Below are 21,148 nucleotides of genomic sequence, written 5' to 3'. Positions count from 1 at the left end.
CCGATCCATATTTTTATCTTTAACTTTTAAATTGTATAGGAATGAAATTAAAAGATAAGGTTGTTATCATTACAGGAGCCACCTCTGGAATCGGAGAGGCCTGTGCGATGATTTTCGGTCAGGAAGGAGCAAAGGTAGTGATAACTGGGAGAAATGCTGAAAAACTACAACATACAAAGGATAAGTTAGAAATTTTGGGGATAGATGTCTTGGGTGTACTTGCTGACGCTGCTTCCGAGTCAGATAATGAAAGAATGGCACAGGCGGCCTTAAATAAATTTGGCAGTATTGACATACTGATCAATAATGCGGGGATAAGCATGAGGGCCTTATTTGAAGATTTAGATTTATCTGTTTTCCATAAGGTCATGGATACCAACTTCTGGGGTACTGTTTATGCAACAAAATATTGCTTACCGGAAATTTTCAAGTCAAAAGGTTCTATTGTTGGAGTTTCTTCCATCAATGGGTACAGAGGCACCCCGGCCCGGACGGCTTACACGGCGAGTAAATATGCCATGAATGGTTTTTTTGAGTCTTTGCGTACTGAAGTAATGAAAAGAGGAGTACATGTATTGGTGGCCTGCCCTGGATTTACTGCTTCAAATATCAGGAACAATGCCCTTACAGCGGAGGGGCAATCACAAGGTGAATCACCAAGAGATGAAGGCGAAATGATGACGGCTGAAGCAGTAGCAAAAGCCATTTTGCAAGCAGTCCTGAAAAGGAAAAGGGATATTGTTCTAACAAGGCAGGGTAAATTGGCCGTATTTTTGAACAAATGGATTCCTGGGATTATGGATGGAATCGTGTATAACCATATGGCAAAAGAAAAGGATTCTCCATTCAAATAAACTGCATGTTAAAGGATATCTTTCAGGCTTACCTCAATAGGATGGTGGATTTGTCCAGTAAAAACAGGTCCTTATACCTTCCCAAATTGATACCTTCCCAGATGCTGGACCTGAAGGAACTGGATTTTTTAAATCACCATGCCGCTTTTGGCTACATAGAAGCTTTATTGGGAAATAAGAAGGCAATTGACCTGATAACTACTGTAGATCCAAGGGACAGTAAAGTTAACATGCTTTCTAAAAAAATTAAAAGAATCCAATCTCTAGCCCTTACTGCCGAATCAGAAACCGGTGAAAAAAGCACCTATTTCGCTTGGCCTTATGTAGAAGGGAAATTGATGAATGGGCAAGTTATTCGCTGTCCCTTACTTTTTTTTCCTGTTACTATCCACCTAGAAAATAATATTTGGCAACTTAAGAGAACCAAGTCTGACCTACCGTTTTTGAATAAGACCTTTTTGTTGGCTTACCAGCAAGCGTATGGCAAAAAGGAAAAAACCGATGACGTGGATAACCCCATTGAGGGTTTTCCAGATGAAGCTACTGCTTTTCTAAATGCCCTTTATGATCTGGTTAAGGAACAACTCGCGGTCAACTTTACTTCAAATCTTTACGAAAAAAATGTAATTCCATTTCCAGAATCCCAAAGATCACTGGACGAAACCAAGTTTCAGCTAGGAGAACTTAAGTTGAAATCCTATGCGACTTTGGGTGTATTTTCTCAAAATTCAGGTTTTTTGATTCAGGATTATGAGTATTTGATAGGTCAGGAAACTGGAGAATCCTTGGAATCACTTTTTCAAAAAAAATTCATTCCTGAAGAGAGGGGGTTAAAATCCTTAAGAGAGGATCAATTGTACAATTGTTATCCTGTTGATGCCTATCAAGAACAAGTTATTAAGGCTGTTAGATCAGGAAAATCAGTTGTGGTAGAAGGCCCGCCTGGTTCTGGCAAATCCCAGTTAATCTGTAATTTGGCATTAGATTACATTTCAAGGGGCAAAAAGGTGTTGGTGGTATCCCAAAAAAGGGCAGCCCTTGATGTGGTTTATCAACGCCTTTCCGAATTGGAGTTTGACAATTTCTTGGCCTTGGTTCATGATTTCAGGGCCGATAAAAAAGCACTGTTTAAAAAAATACAAACACAAATAGGTGCCCTTGAAAGCTATCAGGAAGATAACCGGTCAATTGATGCCATTCAACTGGAAAGACAGTTTTTTCAACTTTCCAAAACCATTGAAAACCATGTAGAATTTTTCAATGATTTTAGAAAGGCTTTGTTTAATACGGAGGAATGTTCTGTGCCAATTAAGGAGCTTTATCTTGAATCCAAATTGAATGAGGTACACTTTGATATGACCCAGTATTATAAAAAATTCTCATTTGACAGGGTCAATATTTTCACAAGAAATCTTAAAATATATGGCCTGTATTATAAGAAGTATCAACTGGAAGAATCATTTTGGCTACACAGGGTTAATTTCAGCCTTTTTTCTGCCGGTTCCCAAAAGCGTATCGAAGAAATTTTTGATGAAATAAGGGACTTAAAAAATAAGGTTTCAGCCAAATTTCAGGATTCTCTTACTTTCGACATCACTCATTTTTACGCACTTTTTGAACAAAAGAGCAAGCTTTATCAATTAAGGGCTATTTTGAAGAATAATGAAACACGAGAGATTTTTGATGGCATATTTGAAATTGATTCTGAAAAAATTGATTTACTTTGGCTGGAACAAAAACTTGAAACCATCAAATTGCTGCTCTCTGAATTTGGTGTCGAGTGGCATTCTTCTGATGAGAAGGTAGAAGTATTATTAGCTTTATCTTTAGCTTATAAAAAGAGGGGGAAAGGTGTTTTTGACAGTCTTCTTTGGCCATGGACCAAAAAGAAATTTTCACCATTATTTGACCTGCTTCAAAAAAACGGATTGGAACTTAATGATTTCGGAAATGATATCCTGCTAAAAAGGTTGGAAAATAGATTAAATGTCAATCATCAGGTTACGCTTTTAACCAGAAAAGAATGGTTGAAAGTCCCTGATAAACCATTTGACTTTTCTGAATTCAACCATTTTTCAACTGTATCGTTAGACGCCATTCATGCTAAATTTTTATTAGAAGAATTGGGGCCGTCAGGAGACTTTCTGACAGAGAATAGGCAATCAAGTGAATTTCTTCTTTCAAACATTGAATTTCTTTTTCAGGAATTTGAATATCTAGAAAGCCGTTTGCCACATTGGAATTTATTTTTATCAAGAATTCAAATACAACATTTATTTCTTGATTGTAAAGAAGGTGATTTCGAAAAATTAAAATTGGAATCAAGGGCTATTTTCGATGACTTGGTAGCTTTTGATACTTTAAAAGAACAATTATTGCCCGAAGAAATAGAGTTAATTGAAAAGCTTTGGGACAGTTACCCCGAAGAAACTTTTGAAACTGTTCAAAGTCGTTTTTTATCAGGATTAAGATTGTCCTGGATAGAACATATAGAGAAAAAGTATCCGGTATTAAAAGAGGTCAGTACGCCTAAGTCTGTTTATTTCCAAGAAGAATTAATGGATGCGATATTGGAAAAGTGGGACCTGAGCAGGTATATCTCTGCTTTGCGACTCAGGGAACAAACTTTGAAGAACTTGAAATACAATAGGCTGGGAAATCTCGTATCATTTAGAGAACTGTCTCATCAGGTAAAGAAAAAGAGGAGTTTGTGGAGCATCAAAAAATTGCTTGAAAGTTTTGAGAAAGATATCTTTCAGCTGTTGCCTTGTTGGTTAGCTTCACCTGAAACTGTTGCTGCATTATTTCCTCTCAAACAATCTTTTGATCTTGTCATTTTTGACGAGGCTTCACAGTGTTTTGTAGAACGTGGGCTTCCGGCAATGTTAAGAGGTAAACAGGTCGTCGTTGCGGGCGATAGCCATCAACTGCAGCCTTTTGACCTATATCAGGTAAGAATCGAGGAGGAGGAAGAAGACCCTGATTTGGAAATTGATTCATTATTGGAGATTAGCTCCAGATATTTTGAAAAATATTGGCTGCAGGGCCATTACAGGAGTACCCAAATGGGATTAATTGAATTTTCCAATTCTTTTTTTATGAGGAAAAATTGGGAATGCTGCCCGATAGAAATCTAATGAATGATCCTGAAATCCCCTTCAATTTAGTCAAGGTGGAAGGTGTTTGGGAACGCCAGACCAATTACATGGAAGCGGAGGCTACTGTTGAAGAGATCATTGCCTTGCAGCAAAAGAACCCCCAAGATAGCATTGGTGTCATTACTTTTAATTATTTCCAAATGGAATTAATAAAGGAGTTGATTCAAAAAGAGCCTAGGGTGGATTTAGTGAATGTATGGGTGAAAAATATTGAAAATGTACAAGGAGATGAATTTGATCGGGTGATATTTTCTATAGGTTATGCCAAAAACAAAACGGGCAGATTGATTTCAAATTTTGGTTTGCTCTCAAAGCAAGGGGGGGTGAATCGTCTCAATGTTGCAGTGACCAGGGCCAGGAAAAGTATAACTTTGGTAACGAGTTTATCTTCACGTGATTTCAAAGAGAGCCATTTGAAAAATAGGGGTGTTGGACTGCTGAAGCAGTACATTGAATTTGTAGAGAGGAAAGTCTCTGGGAAAATCCGCCAAAAAGAGATGAGTCCAATTAAGGGATACCAGTATAATTGGTATTTAAAAAACAGACTGATAAAAGAGTCTGCTAGAAATAGATTGGTGTTTTTTTCAGAATCAAAATGGATGGACTTGGCGAAGGTTGAAAATGATCAGTTTGCATCGGCTTTGCTTACTGATGATGACAGGATGTACACTGCAACAAGTGCAAAAGAGTCCTTTGCTTATCATCCCATACAATTGAAGAAGAAAAATTGGCCTTATTCTCTTTATTTTACGCGGCAATATTGGATGGGGATTTCATTTTAAGCTTCCAATCATTTTTTCAATCGCTTAAGTCCTATAGCTTCTATGCCCTCTAGCTCATCAAGTCTCATGTATTGTAAAAACTCAATTTTTTGATAAGGACTCGTGTTTTGGAGAAACAGGGTGTCATATTTTGTAAATGTATTTCCAAACCCTTTTCCAATAGGGCGCCCAGAAGTAGGCTCAAACAAAGCCACGTTGATTAAGTCTGACTCCATCATTTCACCCAAACTATCCGTTAAAATATATCTGACATAGAGGTTACGGTACGGATAATTTGCATTATACTTAATGGCCAGAATTGATGGTCCCTGAGGTAAAGGAGGGCTCATTACAAAATAAACGGTGTCATTAAGGCTCCAAGAAAGTTTTTCCATGCCCTGGTAGTCCTCAAACTCCCTGCCTTCGGAACAAGCTCCAGCCCAAATCATAATGAAGAGGAGTAAAATTAAATTTCTACTCATTTTGCCCACTGTTATTTTGTCCCCCCTTGTTTCTGGGCGGAAACCTTCTTTTCCCCTTGTTTTTAGGTTTATTTTCCTGCTCGGCAGATTGGTTCTGACGCTTGGGTAGACCGGAAGAAGTTTCTTTATTTGGGCCTTGTGATGCATTTTTCTCCGATTGGTTTTTTCGGCTAGGCCTGCTTCTTCTGTTTCTTGCGCCTCCGGTTGGACCGGAATTAAGGGAATCTTCTTTGGAGTGCGTTTGAGAGGGCTGTTTTCTGCTTTTAGCCCCTTCAGTTTCCTCAAGGTTATTTGCTCCCTTTCTTCTTTTTTCTTTTTCTTTTTGGTACTGAATTTTTTATCGAGTCTTTCTAGTTCTAAAGTAGACTTAAGGACTTCTTCATCAAATTCTTTCTCCTTATTATTGTGAAGATCAAATGGGATGATGTTTTTTTCATTCATTTCCTGTATCTCTTTAACCCTTTCACAGGTAATAGAGTGCCAGTTGTTTTCATTGTTGTAGCTGAACCACATCAATTTCCTGAAGATATCAGTTTTTTGAAGTTTGGCAGGACCGGTCTCTGTCTGTAGAGGTTTTTCTATCTGCGGTATATCTTCCAAGGCCGCCATATAGGTATCCAACTCATAGTTCAGACAACACTTAAGCCTGCCACATTGCCCTGAAAGTTTACTTGGATTTAATGATAGATTTTGATACCTCGCCGCAGCTGTAGAAACACTTTTAAAGTCATGAATCCAAGTAGAACAGCAGAGTTCTCTTCCACATATGCCAATCCCTCCAATCCTGCCCGCTTCTTGTCTAAGGCTAATTTGCCTCATTTCTACCCTTATTTTGAATTCTGAGGCCAATATTTTTATCAACTCTCTAAAGTCCACACGGTCATCGGCTGAATAATAGAAGGTGGCTTTTGAATTATCAGCTTGATATTCTATGTCAGATAGCTTCATTTGGAGACCCAGCTCCTCAATAATCTGTTTGGATCGGTAGAGTGTTGGAACCTCTCTGTTTTTTGCTTCTTCCCATTTTTCAATGTCCTTTTGATTGGCTATGCGATATATCCTCAGGATGTTATCGTCGTTTTTGATTTTTCTCTTTTGCATTTGAAGGCGAACCAATTCACCTTGTAGAGAAACATAGCCGATATGGTGTCCATTAGGTACATCAATTACTATGGGATCTCCCGTTGTTAGATACAAATGATCCACATTCCTATAGTAATCTTTGCGTCCACCTTTGAATTTAACCTCTACAATATCAAATTTATCATCAGTTGGAATCCCCATATGGGAAAGCCAATCGAAACTGTTCATTTTATTACAATCGCTCGTACCACAAGTGCCGTTATTTTTACAGCCCCCACTAGCTCCTGAGGTGGTTGAGCAGCTATTACATCCTGCCATAAATAATATATATATTTAGGGAGATCGCTCTCCTCCTGAGTAAATTTACTTTTTAAATTTCAATAAATCTTGTCCAATGTCTTTTCTGAAATAAGCATCATTCCAGTGGATCTTCTTCACTTTTTCATAAGCATGTTGTAATGCTTCTTCTAATATTTTTCCCGTGCCGGTAACAGCCAAGACCCGACCTCCATTGGTAAGAATATTTCCGGAATCTCCTAATCGCGTGCCAGCATGAAAAACAAGCACGTTTTCACTTTGAACTTGATCCAGTCCATGGATGGCATCTCCTTTTTTATAAGATTCAGGATAGCCTCCGGCCACCATAACTACGGTGGTGGTGCAGAAATTTTCCAACTCAAAGTTATAATTTCCAAGCTGCTTTATTCCCATGGAATAGAGTAAATCTACAAAATCGCTTTTAATTCTTGGCAGGACAGCTTGAGTCTCGGGATCCCCCATTCTTACATTATACTCAATGACATACGGGTCTCCATTGACATTCATTAACCCGATGAATAAAAAGCCCTGATAACGAATATTTTGTAGCTCCAGTCCTTTTATGGTTGGGATCACGATTCTTTTTTCAACTTTCTCTAGAAATTGCTGATCTACAAAGGGGACAGGACTTACAGCGCCCATTCCTCCTGTATTTAGGCCTGTATCATGCTCACCAATCCTTTTGTAATCTTTGGCTTCGGGAAGAATGATGTAGCTATTTCCATCAGTAGCTACAAATACAGATACTTCAATACCTGATAAGAATTGTTCAACCACGACCTTTTCAGAAGCCTTACCAAATTTAGATTCTAAAAGCATTTCTTTCAGGGAAGATTTGGCTTCTTCATGGCTTTGGCAGATCAATACGCCCTTTCCGGCGGCTAATCCATCCGCCTTAAGTACTATCGGTAGTTCTTGTAATTCAATAAACTCAAGCCCTTCTTCAAAATTTTCAGCAGTAAAAGTCATGGAAGCAGCAGTGGGAATACCACATTTTTCCATAAACTTTTTAGAAAAATCCTTAGATCCTTCCAGTTGGGCCCCTTTTCGATCAGGGCCTATTACCGGGATATTTTTTAGATCGTCTCTTTCAGCAAAATAATTCACTATGCCTTTTACAAGCGGTTCTTCAGGCCCCACTACCACCATATTGATTTTATTATCCAGCACAAATTGGCCTATCTTTTCAAAATCTGTAACCTCAATGGCGACATTTTGGGCAATTGCTGCTGTACCGGCATTTCCAGGAGCTACAAAAAGTTGCGAACAATTCTTACTGTTTACAATTTTCCAAGCGAAGGCATGTTCACGGCCTCCGCTTCCTATCAACAATATATTCATTTGTAATTTTCTATTTAGTTGGCATGCTCTGAGATGAATTTGATCCGATAGACACGGATTTCTTCTTCAGCAAAATCTTCTTCCTCTAACTCCTGTAACGCCACACGGATGTTATCTGTATCAGCAGTCATAAAATAATCATGGAGGGTGTCTTCCCTTTCTTCATCCATGATGTTTTCAATGTAGTAATTGATATTCAGTTTGGTGCCACTGTATATAATCTGCTCTATTTCCTGCAAAAGTTCAGCCATTGAAAGGTTGAGATTAGAAGCTATTTCATCCAGATCAATCTTCCTGTCCACTTGTTGGATAATAGAAATCTTCACTTTTGACCTTGTACCTGCGGTTTTTACCACGACATCTGAGGCCGTTATGATATCATTTTCCTCCACATAGTTTTCTATAAGTTTGAGAAAAGGGCCTCCGAATTTAGCCACTTTACCCATGCCTACGCCATTAATTTGTGCCAATTCCTCCCTGCTAGTAGGGTATACTGTAGCCATTTCCTCTAGGGAAGGGTCTTGGAATATGACGTAAGGTGGAAGGCCCTTTGCTTTTGCTACTTTTTTTCGTTCTGCTTTTAAAAGCTCAAATAATTTTTCATCATAGGCTTTTCCGCCTGCTAAAGGTGCTTCTTCCGGAGTTTCATTTTCTAGCATTGACTCGAAATCGTGGTCTTTGCAGAATGTAACCGCGTAGGGTTCGTTCTGATATTTCTCTCCTTTGGCAGTGAGTTTGATCACACCATAATTTTCGATATCCTTTTCCAGAAAGCCACCGATCATGGATTGTCGAATGACTGTTTTCCATAACCTTTCATCGTCCTCTTTACCTTTTCCAAAAACGTTTAATTGGTCATGTTTATAGCTTTTTATATAATCATTGGACTCGCCCCGGATTACATTGATCAAGTGATCCATATTGAACCTGTTATTGGTGTTTTTAACAGTTTCAAGTGCTATCATCAAATAATCAGTCCCATCAAATTTTTCCTTTGGTTTCTTACAGTTATCACAGAAGCCACAATCATCTTCAAGAAGTTCTCCAAAATAATGCAATAGGAATTTCCTCCTACAAATTGAACTTTCGGCATAAGCGGCCATCTCCTGTAAAAGAACCTTCGCATTTTCCCTTTCAGTAACTGGCTTATCTTTGTTAAATTTTTCCAGTTTGATGATGTCCTCATAACGGTAAAACATGAGGCAGTGTCCCTCAAGTCCATCTCTGCCGGCCCTTCCGGTTTCCTGATAATATCCCTCCAATGATTTAGGCACATCATAATGGATGACATAGCGAACATCAGGTTTGTCAATTCCCATACCAAAGGCAATGGTAGCCACAATTACATCTACTTCCTCATTTAAAAAATCGTCTTGATTTTTTATTCTGACACTTTGATCAAGTCCGGCATGGTAGGGAGCTGCTTTGATACCATTTACCTTGAGGAGGTCTGCTATTTCCTCTACTTTTTTCCTGCTGAGACAGTAAATAATTCCAGATTTCCCCTTATGGGATTTGATGTATTTAATGATCTGTTTTTTCGTCTCATTCTTTATTTTTGGACGGACTTCATAGTATAGGTTGGTCCTATTGAAGGAGGATTTGTACAAATCCGCCTCTTCCATATGAAGATTTCTCTGAATATCTTGCTGCACTTTTGGTGTAGCGGTAGCCGTCAGCGCAATTATCGGAAGACTCTCGCCTACCTGGGCAATAATTGATTTGATCTTTCTGTATTCAGGCCTAAAATCATGTCCCCATTCCGAGATACAATGTGCTTCATCGATGGCGACAAAACTTAATTTGGCATCTTTCAAGAAAAGAATGTTCTCTTCTTTGGTAAGTGATTCAGGAGCTACGTAAAGTAGCTTCGTTTTACCGGATAGGACCTCTTTTTTGACCTTATTTGTTTCTGATTTATTGAGGGTCGAATTGAGGAAATGTGCATTGATACCAAAAGCATTCAGTTGATCCACCTGATTCTTCATCAATGCAATTAATGGTGAAATGACAATTGCTGTACCATCTTGAATTACAGCTGGAAGTTGATAGCAAAGCGACTTCCCAGCTCCTGTTGGCATAATGACAAAAGTGTTCTTACCTTTTAAAATATTGTCAACAATGGGCTCTTGGTTTCCTCTGAATTGACTGAAACCGAATATTTTCTTTAGTTTTTCTTTTACGAATTGATCCACAGCAAATATTATTTTATAAGTTGCCGGTTTTCGGGTGACTTAAACGAAAAGGATTTATTTTTTTACCTTTGATACAAATTTAATCATTAAACACGGCATTTTTGAAGTTAATAAAAAATATTAAAAGATGTATTATAAAAGTATGCCAAGGTTAGATATAATCCTTGTAAATTTAAAAAGTATCCTATCTTGTTAATTGGTAGTTTGATCTGTTGTATGAAAAGCACAACTAAATAAATGAAGGAAAAACCTTATATCGTAGTCATGGCTGGTGGAATTGGTTCCAGGTTCTGGCCTTACAGCAGAAATAATAAACCCAAGCAGTTTCTGGATATTCTTGGAACAGGTAGGACCTTGTTGCAGATGACCTATGATAGGTTCATCAAATTATCAAAGGCGGATTATTTTTTCGTAGTTACCAATCAGAAATATTTTGATTTAGTAAAGGAACAATTACCGGATATTCCTGAAGAACAGATTTTAACAGAACCGCTCAGAAGGAATACGGCTACATGTGTCGCTTATGCCAGTTATAAAATAGCCCAAAAGAACAGCGAGGCAAAAATCATTGTAACGCCTTCTGATCATTTGATTATTGAGGAAGAAAAGTTTCATGAAAAGCTTCATATTGCTTTAAAAGCCTGTGAGGTTGATTTTAAATTGATTACTATCGGTATTAAACCCAATAGGCCTGAGACAGGCTATGGATACATTCAATACCATTCCGAACCTGGAAACCCGGTTAAAAAAGTCAAGACTTTCACTGAAAAACCAAACTTGAAATTGGCCCGCGCATTTTTAGATAGTGGGGATTTTGTATGGAATTCCGGCATTTTTGTTTGGAAAGCTAGCAGTATCCTCAAAGCATTTGAAAAATACATGCCTGAAGTGGCTGAAGTTTTTGAGGAAGGAATTCAATATTATAACGGTAAAGAGGAAAAGCCCTTTATTCAAAAGGCCTATAGTTTAGTTAAAAATACCTCTATTGATTACGGAATTATGGAAAAGGCTGAAGAAGTTTATATGGTAATGGGGGATTTCAGTTGGTCTGATTTGGGCTCTTGGTTGGGTTTACACGAAAATCATCAAAAAGATGAGCAAAATAATGTTGTGGATGCCAATGCGATTTTGTATGATGTCCATAATTGTTTTGTTAAAGTAGGAAAGGATAAGTTGGTTGTTATCGAGGGCTTGGATAACTTTTTGGTCAACGAAAGTGAAAATGTGCTTTTGATTTGTAAACTGGATGCAGAAAAAAAATTCAGAACTTTTGTACATGATGCCAAGAGCAAAGGAGAGGGCTTCGTTTAATCACCCTGATGTAAAATTTATCGCGCAGGATATAATATGTTTAAAAAATGAATGAAAATAATAGGTCTGAAAAAGATATTACGATTGCCGAGGCACAAAAAATGGTTGATGAATGGATCCGCACGGTGGGAGTCCGATATTTCAATGAATTGACCAATACGGCCATTCTGATGGAAGAAGTAGGTGAATTGGCCAGAATTATGGCAAGAAAGTACGGAGAACAATCTTTTAAGACCTCAGATGAAGGAAAAGATTTAGCAGATGAAATGGCAGATGTACTTTGGGTATTGATCTGTTTGGCCAATCAAACTGGTGTAAACCTGACTGAGGCTTTGCATAAAAACTTTGAAAAGAAGAATATCAGGGATAAAGATAGGCACAAGCAAAACCTTAAATTGAAATAGGGGTTTATAAGTAACCTCCTTAAAAAAATATCATGAATAATATTAAGTTTTCACAACTGTTGATCATTGTTTTTTTAATGGGACTTTTTGCCTGTAAGGAGGATGAAGCTCCTCGTCCTTTTTTTTATGGGAATTACAATTTACAGTCGATTTCTATGGACAGGGCTATGGACCTCAATAATGATGGAGATACTTCTATGAATTTTCTTAGTCAAGTAGAAGATGGATCCAGTACATCAATTAAAAGGATGACCTTATCTTCGGCAGAAATGGATGAAATGCAATTTCCCCTTTTTTTTCCTAATGTCTTGACCATTCAATCAGGAGTGCCTATCATTCGTTTTCCGGTAGAAAACCAATCGCTTACCGTGGTATTTGCAGAAGAAACCAATGCATTTGCTGTACTTAGGATGCAGCCAATGGTTCCTCAAGCTGGCCAGATTACAGCTATTAATTTAATTGACCAATCGACCATTGATGTCGAAGTTAATAAATCACTTTATGATTTTGCGACTGCTGAATGGTTAGATACTTTGGTAACATATCGTTTTGTAAGGGGATTGATAAGTGCATGAAAAAACAGCACCTTCCAACAAAAGTATGCCCTGTTTGTAAAAGGCCATTCACTTGGAGAAAGAAGTGGGAGAAAAATTGGGAAAATGTAAAATACTGTTCCAAAAAATGTGCTTCTATCCGTACCAAATAAAAAAGCTGTCTCTGAATTAGGGACAGCTTTTTTATTTGGCATGTTTTTATTCAAATGGTAAGCATGCAAACCTTGGAGACTTAATTTGATTCATATGGCATGCTCACTATCGTTATCCTTAATCAAAAATCAAAATCACAGGACATATCATCTGAACCAATAGGAGCACCATCGGGGATTGAAATCTCAGCAGGTATACTAAGCTTCTCTGGGAGCTCCAAATAGGCGATAATCTTATCAGCTAGGTATTGATCTACATTGTTTTTATGCGATTTTGTCAATCCTGATCTATTCCGCATTAAAGTTTTATACAATGATTCCCGTCGTGATTCAGCATCACTTACAAGCCCCTTCAGTTGTCTTCTAACTTCTGACTTAACAGAAACAGTGGCCTGTGGATGATTGGCTAAGGCAATTAAATGATCCACCAGCTTACTTTCTGTCATGATCTTAATTTCTCCAAAATAATCTTCTGTGTATGGGCTACCGAAAACATTTTCCACTGTTTTATCCAATACTGAACTGAAAGATGGTAGTCTGTTATCCATCAAAGCTTGCTGATGTAACCTATTTGCTCTTCCTGCCTCGAATAAAAATCCAAAAACCATGTCCACCACATTTTCAGCTGGAGCTAAAGGATCAAAGTTCAACCCATTCCTCGAGGGGAAAGTTTCTCTGTTTCTAGCATAGCCCATGGGTCTAGGAGGGATTCTATCCAAAATATGTTCTGGAACAGCTAGGTTTTCCGGCCTAATGGTACTCAATAAGCTATTTAAAGCTTTATTTTGGATTTGTGCATCTAACCTGGATTGAACCCTTTGATTATCGCCTTTAACCTTGTAAGTGTAGTCTAAGCCACCCAAAAGTTTGCTTGCAGCTTCGATCTGGTACCTGTGCATCAGATAAAGGGGAACCAAAACTTCTTCCATCAAAGCTTCAGGCTGTCCTTCCTCTATGGTATTAAGCCCGAAGGATTCCATTTTCTTTTTTCTGATATCCATCAGGCGATATAATTCTTCGCTTGCAGATTCTCCATTATCCCACAAATGTGCATGTGGGTGAGAACCACTGGGGTGCCGGGAATCAGTGTCTGAAATAAAAGTATGGCCAGCTTCATAAGTATCTTCCAGCATTCTACTTAAAAATGCCTTTTCCTCTTGTCCTGTAGGTACGTTCTCATATCCATAGCGGATTGCCCAGATGTCCCAAGCTCCGATTTTATCATCATAGGCCTCAGAAAGATCAATTTCACCATTTGTATCCATTTTGATCAAAGGATAGGGGTAGTCCATGACAGAAGCTCTGTTGGTAGGAGAGGAGGCATAAGCATGCGCCAAGCCAAGGGTATGGCCTATTTCATGGGCTGACAATTGACGCAACCTGGCCAATGCCATTTCCAGCATTTTTGGGTTTTTGGGTTGTCCGTCTTCAAAGGGCTGTAAAAGTCCCTGAGCAATTAAAAAATCCTGTCTTACCCTAAGAGAACCCAATGTGACATGTCCTTTGATAATTTCACCAGTTCTTGGATCCCTTACAGAGGAGCCATAAGACCAACCCCTTGTAGAACGGTGAACCCATTGAATCACATTATACCGGACATCCATAGGGTCTGCACCTTCTGGCATCAACTCTACCCGATAAGCATTTTTGAAGCCTGCAGCCTCAAAAGCTGCTGCCCACCAATTTCCTCCTTCAATCAGGGCAGACCTGACCGGCTCGGGTGTTCCCCTGTCCAGATAGTAGATAATCGGCTTAACCACCTCTGATACAGCCGCCGAAGGATCCTTTTTTTCCAATCTATGCCTCGAGATATATTTTTTCACCATTGGATCACCGATAGGGCTGGTAAAATCCATATAGCTGATATGAAAATATCCGGAGCGAGGGTCAAATTCCCTGGGCTGATACCCATCATCTGGTAATTCAATGAATGAATGTCTTTGTCTCACTGTCACCGACTCAGGGGAAGGGGTTACGGATCGAATGTACCCTCCTGTAGGAGTTCCCGTTACAGTTACGGTGGCCTCTACTTCGGTATTTTTAGGGAAATTTTTGGTCATGGGATAATAGATGCTACTTCTAGAGGCATCTGGCTTGTATGTGCCCTGCCTTGAACTTCCCAGTCTTTCTGCCACCATATGGGCATCTTGGAGGTAAAAGTTTGTAGCATCTATCAGGTATGTGCCTTTATCATTTTCACTGATATCAAAGCCCCAGATTACCGATTCTGCAAAAGCGTCTCTAACTGCTTTTACTTCAGCTGGATTATCACTGTATGCCCTGAAATCGTAATTTTTATGTACTAAAAGTAGCTTATTCCCTGATTTTCTGAACTCAACAATTCTGGTCCTTCCAAGCTGTCCTCTGTCTAGACCAATATCATTGGACCCAATACCTGCTGGCATAGAGTTGACATATAAAAACTCAAAATCAAGTTTATCGATTTCCAAATAAACTTTTCCTTTGTCTTCATCGGTATAAAGGGTGAAAAACCCTTCTTTTTTTTCCATTTTGCTGCGGTCTATGCTTTGTGCACAAATTCCACTGGTAGTTACAGCTGCAATGAAGAAGGTCCAGAGTAATATTTTTTTCATAATTGATCGGTGGTTTGTTATTGTTTACAATTTATCAAAAAGGCCTGATCAAAAATAACCAATGGTGGAAAATTACCTATTAAACTGATACCTCAGCTGAAAGGTGGTTTCAGTGACTGCATTTCCTGAGATCTGTTGTAAGCCGGAACCTATAACTTCTCTATCTGTAAATATGGTCCTTGCAAACCTTGCCCAAAATGTCAATTTAGGGCTCAAGCGGTATTGTGTTAAAAAATAATACCGCATCCCTTGTCCATGAAGGGCAGGAATGGAAAAAAGCCACAGTACATTTCTTTCGTAGATGAATTGACGATTATCAAAATCATCTGTGTCGAAAAGAACGATCCTGGAGGAAAATCTCCACTGGTTAAAGTCTGCATTCAAGTCTTGACTGATGGCAAAGCCCTTGCTTAAATTTCCACCAAATTGGAAAGTACTGCTATTTACTCTTGATTTGATGCTCCAGGTATTGTCCAGTTTTTGGTCAAGATTGAATGCAAAATTGGTTTTAATACCTTGATCCATGATATATGGGGATTGATATCCGGGATATTCGCTGAGGTTCCTGGCCTTGGATTCTTGTCTCAATTGAAAAAATATTAATGTTTTGCGGCTTGGTGTGTAGGTAAATCTGGAAAACCATTCTTTCCCCCAAGAGGGAGCGTAAGCCCTGAATCTAAGCCAGGGAAATTCAAAGCGGTCATAGTAAAATGACCAATTATATTTTTGGTTAGGTCTAAAATTCAACCCCATATAAATTCCCTTTTCATTAATGGGTCTTGAGCCTTCCCCAAAGGCATTGCCATAGAAACTGTGGAAGTTTCTTTGATAATTTCGATAAAGTAAAGAGAAGGCCAAGGTGGGGTGGAGGCTGCTCATCATTCCTAAAATGGTCCCCATACCACCACTGGAAGAAATGGCTGATTCCCCGAAAAAGTAATAATTCTGAAAATTGTAGGAAAAATAAAGGCTATGAATCTGATTGCTTTGTCCGTAAAACTCAAATTGGTTGTAAACCCTGGGGGTGCGGATAAAGGGTTGGCTAAACTCCGTGTACAGGGAGTTTCCTCCAATCTGCAACCTTTTGTTAAGGCTGGTAAATTGAATGTTTGCCCCAAGGTTTTTTTCTCTTGCTTGATTTTTATAGCTGATTTCCGTGGGGGTTCTGTGTAAACCGCTTCGCTGAAGTGAGGTAATTATGGCTTGATCCTGCTCTAAACTGTCCATAGCTAGCTGAACATTGGCATCTTTTGGGGCATTGGATGCCATCAGGGTAATTTGGACCGGCCCCAATTGTTTGCTGGCTGCTACGCCCCTAAAATAACCAAATTCTAAAGCAGCCGTGTAGGGTCTTATTCCCAAACTGCTTCTCCTAACCGTTGTAATGGTCTCAGCACCTTTTCCAGGGGCAAACCCAGCCCCAAACACTAAGCCTTGACCAAATTGTAATTGATAGTCCCCAATGCTGATGGCCTTCCAGTTACCTCTATTGAAAAGCGTGAAGTGGTAGGAAAGAAAATTGAATCCATATCGATTACTTGGAGGATCCCAAATAAACTCTTCTCCCGGATCCTTGTCAAAAGTAAGTCCAAGACTGAAATCTTTACCCTGCTGGATTCGGAACCTTCCATAGAGGGAATTGGGGTCCCCTTGATATCTACTGGTCAGATTACCATTAATTAGGGTATCTGGAAGGGTAAAACCTCTTCTTGTTTCCCAGACCCTTCTATGCCGGAAAATAAAGTAAGCATCTTTTGTTTCAGACATTCTGCTCCAGAGAGAACCACGTTGCACCGTTCTTTCATCAATAACTACGAAAGGAAGGATTTTGTAAATTGTTTCCAGATCAAACTCTGGAATGGCCTGAAGTTCGTAGAGGGATAAAAGGTTCCCGAAATTCTTCCGGTACAGCAAAAATTGATGAATTTGTGATGGGGTCAGTACATAAAGTGATTTAAGTTCCTCAGTCCCTACTTTATTGAGGTTGATGGGGTTCAGCAAAACCTGTAACAATCCTTCATAAAGCTCTTCATAATCTTCTTCTTCACGTTGCATACCAAAGAGGTCTTCTATGAAATTTTCCATGTCAATTTCTCCCTTTTTGTAGGTTTGAGCCTGTAAGGAATCAAGCTGAATAAGCAGTACTAACAGAATTATCCATTCCTTCCTCATTTTTTTGATAATTGGACATTGGCAGAAAAGTGATGGGTGTACCCCAATGCAGGGTGCTGGGTGATGGCATAATCAAAGTGAATTGTCCTACCTTGAAAGCCGATGCCAAAAAATAAGTGGGAGCTGAGTGTATTGATTCCCATCCTTCCCCAAATTTTATTCAATAAATTGTACTCTAGGCCCAGTTTTAATAAAGGATCAAGCACAATGTCTTTTTCGGCTTCTAATTGAACAGAAAGTTTTTCAGCAGGTCTGTAGGAAATCCCTGCTTTTATCACAGTCGGCAGGTGGTCAGGTGAATGCTTTCCAAATTTTGCCCTGGTGGGATTGTAAACATGCGCCCCAAAAAATAATTCTGGACTGAGTTCAGCAATGCCGCCAAATTCAAGTATGGCTGCTCTGCCGGTGCCAAAGCCTTCAATACTGGTCTGGAAATAGTTGATTTTTAGTCCAAGACTAGCAATCCCCAACTGATTGGAAATAGCCAGTCCAAAATGTTGCTGGGAAAAATATTCCGAACCATAGCTGGAAACCCCAATGCCCCAACCAAAATCTTTTCTTTTGAAAACCAAAGCCGCTGCAAGGGTAGTTAATTCATTCAAATCTAATCTATGGTCATAGCCAAAAGCAACTTGGGAATGATCTATGCGACTTAAACCGCCTACATTATTAAAAACACTCCACACATCAGAGAGGGTAGCATTGGCATTGCCCATCCCCATACTTCTGGCACCTTTGGGGAAGGTCTCTGTGCCCTGTGCCCAAAGTGTGCTAATGCCTATGCAAAAAATACATATGGGTATCAGCCATTTCATAAAAAGTAAAATAGTACATGGCTAATTTACATTTTATAAAAGGGATTTATCCTCTATTAATCGGATATAAACGGATAACTTTTTAAATCAGAATGGAGCACGAATATTGAAGAAAAATGCGCTTTCATTTTGGTTGTTCAAGGAGTATTCAAACCTGAAAACCATATCGTATAAAGTGACTAAATCTAAACCCAAACCATATCCATATAAATATTTATTGGTCAAACGGAGGTTTTCAGGAATTTGGTTACGGTCGTTAACATAGCCATGGTCAAAATTAGCACTTAGAAAAACCCGAAATGGTATGAAAGAAAATTCTTCTAATGGAACATAATCTCCCACATCCAGTCCTGTATCCAAGAGTTTGAAGCGAAGACTGTTTTTATGGACGATTACCTGTTGGCCTTCTACTACATTAAGTTCATAACCCCTAATAAAGAATGGATTATATCCTATCCCTCTTACCAATGTAAATGGCTGTCTTTGTCCGAAAAATTGATTGAATGATAGCCCTGTCACCACATGAAATCTTTGGCTGATCCTTTTGTATTTGTTGGCATTCATGGTGAATTCCGTGTCCTGCACATCATCTCGGCCCAATAATCCATACCTGGTCAAAGACAGGTTAAGCAGTTGGCCTTCGGTAGCGTAAGCAATATTGTCCCTATTATCATGTCTGTAGTTGTAACTCAAGACAAAGAATTGTAGTCGATTGTCTCCATGGATAAAGAAATTGGGGTTTTGGGTAAACACATCTTCATTGATCCAGGTATTGGTATAACCAAGTGTCACAAAATGGAAATTATAAAAACTCCCCCTGTAAGTATACCTTAAAAAGGCAGCTGAATTTCTTCTTAGTACCTCCTCATTTTCATTGCGATAAAAGATTTGTCGGTTGTCAACTGATTTTACAGGAATAGTCCTCTGTGTAAAATAAGTGAATTGGGCGGCTAGTCCATGTTTTTGCTTTTTGTCTATGTAAGGTTTGCTATAGCCAATTTCTGCTGACCTGACAAACCCAAATTGTCCACCTACCCTTAATTTTTCATTTCTCCCCCCCACATTGTTATGAATCAATCTTCCACCATAATTCAACCTTGAAAGGTCCCGGTTTTGGTTGGTCCACCATTCTGCCAGGTTTCTATCCGCTAAATTCAAAATAATGTTGGGGATTATATACCACCTTTCAGTTACAGCAACCAGTAATTCAATTTGCTCAGGTCCTGTTATCAAAGGAGTGATTTCGACCGTATTGAATAATTGAAGGTTGTATATTTTTTTTTCATCAGCCCGAATCATTTGAATGAGTTCCTCCCAATCATACACAATCCCTGTTTGTAAATCAATTTCACGAAGGATGATGTTTTTCCGGGTTTTTTCATTCCCAATGATATAGATATTGTTGATCACCACTTTTTCAGGCAAATCAAGTAAAACAGTATCCGCATCATCTACTTGTCCCAAGCCAATTGAAGGCAGTGATAAGGAGATGAACATCATCAATAAGAGGGTAGTATTTTTAATAATACCTAACAATTTCTAGGACTTGTTTTTATTTACTGAACTTTAATGTAAATATTTATATTCTGTTATAAATGAATTTATATTTTGAAAACTTTCGTTAGGAAAATAGCCATTTTACCAGTATTGTTTTACCAATACCTGATTTCTCCTCTATTCCCCGCTGCCTGTAGGTATACACCCACCTGTAGCCAATATACGAAAGAAGCCATTTTGAAGCATGGGGTTTTGAAGGGAGGATGGCTAGCGATCAAGCGGATTGGCAGTTGTCATCCTTGGGGTGGACATGGGCATGATCCAGTGCCTTAACTTTCACCAGGCTTGAAACCGCGTTTTAGGGCCAATATTACCAATACAACACCTCCAATAACCAAAGGAATGCTCAAAGCTTGCCCCATGTTAAAGGTAAGTCCTTCTTCGAAGTCTACCTGATTCTCTTTGAGAAATTCCCAAACAAAGCGCATTCCAAATACAGAAATTAAAAACAAGCCTAAGAATAGCCCATCTGGAAGCCTGGATTGGTACTTCTGCCATAAGAAATACAGCAAAAGGAATATGATAAAATAGGTTGCGGCTTCATAAATCTGTGTTGGGTAGCGGGCCACACCAAAGGTGAAAACCGTGGCAAGATAATGATCTCCCTTATCAGTTAAATTGTAGTTTAAAGGGGTTTCCGGACTTTCAGACAAGTATTTTTGAGAACTTCGGAATCTTGTCAATACATATTTTACATCAGTCTCTAAGGCTGTCCTTAAGTCGGCCTCACTAAAACCACCCTTTTCAATATGAATGTCAAAATTTACAGGTACAATGCCATTGCCTGTAAGTTCCGAAGACCTATCCCCTGGTTTGTAGGCATCTACCGAGAGGATAGGGATTCTCATGGTTTCCAGAATTTCTTCCGTATCTCTCGCAAAAACGAATCCACTATCGCTTGCGGTTGGTTTTCCACCTATTTCTGAATTCATCAGATTTCCTACCCGTATCAACGCACCAGTCATAGCTACCACAATGACAATTCTGTCTACGACCCATAGGTAACTTTGGCTGGGTATTTTTCGGGCATAAAGGTAAAGGGCGATTAAAATGGCTATGGCAGCCCCATGACTGGCCAAACCACCTTCCCATACCTTGAGAATATCAATAGGATTACTGAGGTATTTTTCAGGCTCGTAGAAAAGCACATGACCTAATCTGGCTCCAATGATGGTGGATAAAACCATATAGATGGTCAATCTGTCTACCAATTTTTCATCTTCTCCCTCTTTTCTATAGATATAAAACATGATTTGTTGGGAGATGATAAATCCCGTGGCAAACAATAAGCTATACCATCTTAACCTTTCAAAACTTGGAAAAACAGCTGGATTTGGACTCCAAACTACATAACTTAAAATAAAATCTATTGTATTCATGATGTTTTCGTTCTCGGA

16 protein-coding genes are annotated in these 21,148 nt (G+C 38.9%); 8 read left to right on the top strand and 8 right to left on the bottom strand.

What is annotated here, in order from left to right:
• Positions 1-41 precede the first annotated feature (41 nt).
• From B879_RS00430 to B879_RS23070, 3 genes are read left to right on the top strand one after another with little or no spacing between them, the layout of a single operon-like run.
• A complete protein-coding gene (locus B879_RS00430; RefSeq protein WP_009183143.1) occupies positions 42-854 on the top strand; it encodes an SDR family oxidoreductase in 813 nt (270 codons plus the stop codon).
• Between the two features lie 5 nt (positions 855-859).
• Positions 860-3,991, top strand: coding sequence for an AAA domain-containing protein (locus B879_RS00425; protein ID WP_009183142.1), 3,132 nt, complete (start codon positions 860-862; stop codon positions 3,989-3,991).
• Positions 3,991-4,794, top strand: a complete 804-nt coding sequence (locus tag B879_RS23070; protein ID WP_238542051.1) for a DEAD/DEAH box helicase — start codon at positions 3,991-3,993, stop codon at positions 4,792-4,794. The genes B879_RS00425 and B879_RS23070 overlap by 1 nt, the downstream gene beginning before the upstream one ends.
• Before the next feature lie 8 nt (positions 4,795-4,802).
• Here the strand turns inward: B879_RS23070 and ricT are convergent, their stop codons facing one another.
• The 3 genes from ricT to recQ form a co-directional block, all read right to left on the bottom strand.
• On the bottom strand, positions 4,803-6,566 hold the full coding sequence (ricT, locus tag B879_RS00415; RefSeq protein WP_306413678.1) for a regulatory iron-sulfur-containing complex subunit RicT: 1,764 nt from the start codon (positions 6,564-6,566) through the stop codon (positions 4,803-4,805).
• A gap of 135 nt (positions 6,567-6,701) precedes the next feature.
• Positions 6,702-7,997, bottom strand: coding sequence for a phosphoribosylamine--glycine ligase (gene purD, locus B879_RS00410; RefSeq protein ID WP_009183139.1), 1,296 nt, complete (start codon positions 7,995-7,997; stop codon positions 6,702-6,704).
• 14 nt (positions 7,998-8,011) lie between these two features.
• Entirely contained in the window at positions 8,012-10,192 is a 2,181-nt protein-coding gene (gene recQ / locus B879_RS00405; RefSeq protein ID WP_009183138.1) for a DNA helicase RecQ, read from the bottom strand.
• A gap of 237 nt (positions 10,193-10,429) precedes the next feature.
• Here recQ and B879_RS00400 point away from each other — a divergent pair, with 237 nt between their 5' ends.
• From B879_RS00400 to B879_RS22015, 4 genes are read left to right on the top strand one after another with little or no spacing between them, the layout of a single operon-like run.
• Positions 10,430-11,503, top strand: a complete 1,074-nt coding sequence (locus B879_RS00400; RefSeq protein WP_009183137.1) for a mannose-1-phosphate guanylyltransferase — start codon at positions 10,430-10,432, stop codon at positions 11,501-11,503.
• 47 nt (positions 11,504-11,550) lie between these two features.
• The gene (locus B879_RS00395) at positions 11,551-11,907 is read left to right on the top strand and encodes a nucleotide pyrophosphohydrolase (RefSeq protein WP_009183136.1); all 357 of its coding nucleotides are present in this window, start codon (positions 11,551-11,553) and stop codon (positions 11,905-11,907) included.
• Positions 11,908-11,939: 32 nt separating this feature from the next.
• Complete coding sequence (locus tag B879_RS00390; protein ID WP_009183135.1) at positions 11,940-12,482, top strand: hypothetical protein; 543 nt, start codon at positions 11,940-11,942, stop codon at positions 12,480-12,482.
• Entirely contained in the window at positions 12,479-12,613 is a 135-nt protein-coding gene (locus B879_RS22015; protein WP_083847908.1) for a DUF2256 domain-containing protein, read from the top strand. Before B879_RS00390 ends, B879_RS22015 begins: the two co-directional genes overlap by 4 nt.
• 122 nt (positions 12,614-12,735) lie before the next feature.
• On the opposite strand, the gene B879_RS00385 is transcribed toward B879_RS22015, so the two are convergent.
• From B879_RS00385 to B879_RS00370, 4 genes are all read right to left on the bottom strand, one after another.
• The gene (locus tag B879_RS00385) at positions 12,736-15,207 is read right to left on the bottom strand and encodes a zinc-dependent metalloprotease (RefSeq protein WP_009183134.1); all 2,472 of its coding nucleotides are present in this window, start codon (positions 15,205-15,207) and stop codon (positions 12,736-12,738) included.
• A 72-nt stretch (positions 15,208-15,279) separates the two neighbouring features.
• Positions 15,280-17,379 (bottom strand): ComEA family DNA-binding protein, encoded by a 2,100-nt coding sequence (locus B879_RS00380; RefSeq protein WP_009183133.1) that lies wholly within the window; start codon positions 17,377-17,379, stop codon positions 15,280-15,282.
• The gene (locus B879_RS00375; RefSeq protein ID WP_009183132.1) at positions 17,376-18,194 is read right to left on the bottom strand and encodes a PorV/PorQ family protein; all 819 of its coding nucleotides are present in this window, start codon (positions 18,192-18,194) and stop codon (positions 17,376-17,378) included. The genes B879_RS00380 and B879_RS00375 overlap by 4 nt, the downstream gene beginning before the upstream one ends.
• Before the next feature lie 87 nt (positions 18,195-18,281).
• On the bottom strand, positions 18,282-19,694 hold the full coding sequence (locus B879_RS00370; protein WP_169314507.1) for a POTRA domain-containing protein: 1,413 nt from the start codon (positions 19,692-19,694) through the stop codon (positions 18,282-18,284).
• Between the two features lie 108 nt (positions 19,695-19,802).
• On the opposite strand from B879_RS00370, the gene yidD reads away from it, so the two are divergent.
• Positions 19,803-20,024 carry a membrane protein insertion efficiency factor YidD gene (yidD, locus tag B879_RS00365; RefSeq protein ID WP_040400002.1) on the top strand — a complete coding sequence of 74 codons (222 nt, stop codon included), beginning with the start codon at positions 19,803-19,805 and terminating at the stop codon, positions 20,022-20,024.
• Here the strand turns inward: yidD and B879_RS00360 are convergent.
• Positions 20,021-21,130, bottom strand: coding sequence for a prolipoprotein diacylglyceryl transferase (locus B879_RS00360; protein WP_009183130.1), 1,110 nt, complete (start codon positions 21,128-21,130; stop codon positions 20,021-20,023). The genes yidD and B879_RS00360 overlap by 4 nt on opposite strands.
• Positions 21,131-21,148 lie beyond the last annotated feature (18 nt).

The sequence above is a fragment of the Cecembia lonarensis LW9 genome (assembly GCF_000298295.1).
Taxonomy (GTDB): domain Bacteria; phylum Bacteroidota; class Bacteroidia; order Cytophagales; family Cyclobacteriaceae; genus Cecembia; species Cecembia lonarensis.
The sequence above is the reverse complement of the archived record's forward strand: the minus strand, read 5'-3'. Positions and strand labels throughout refer to the sequence as shown.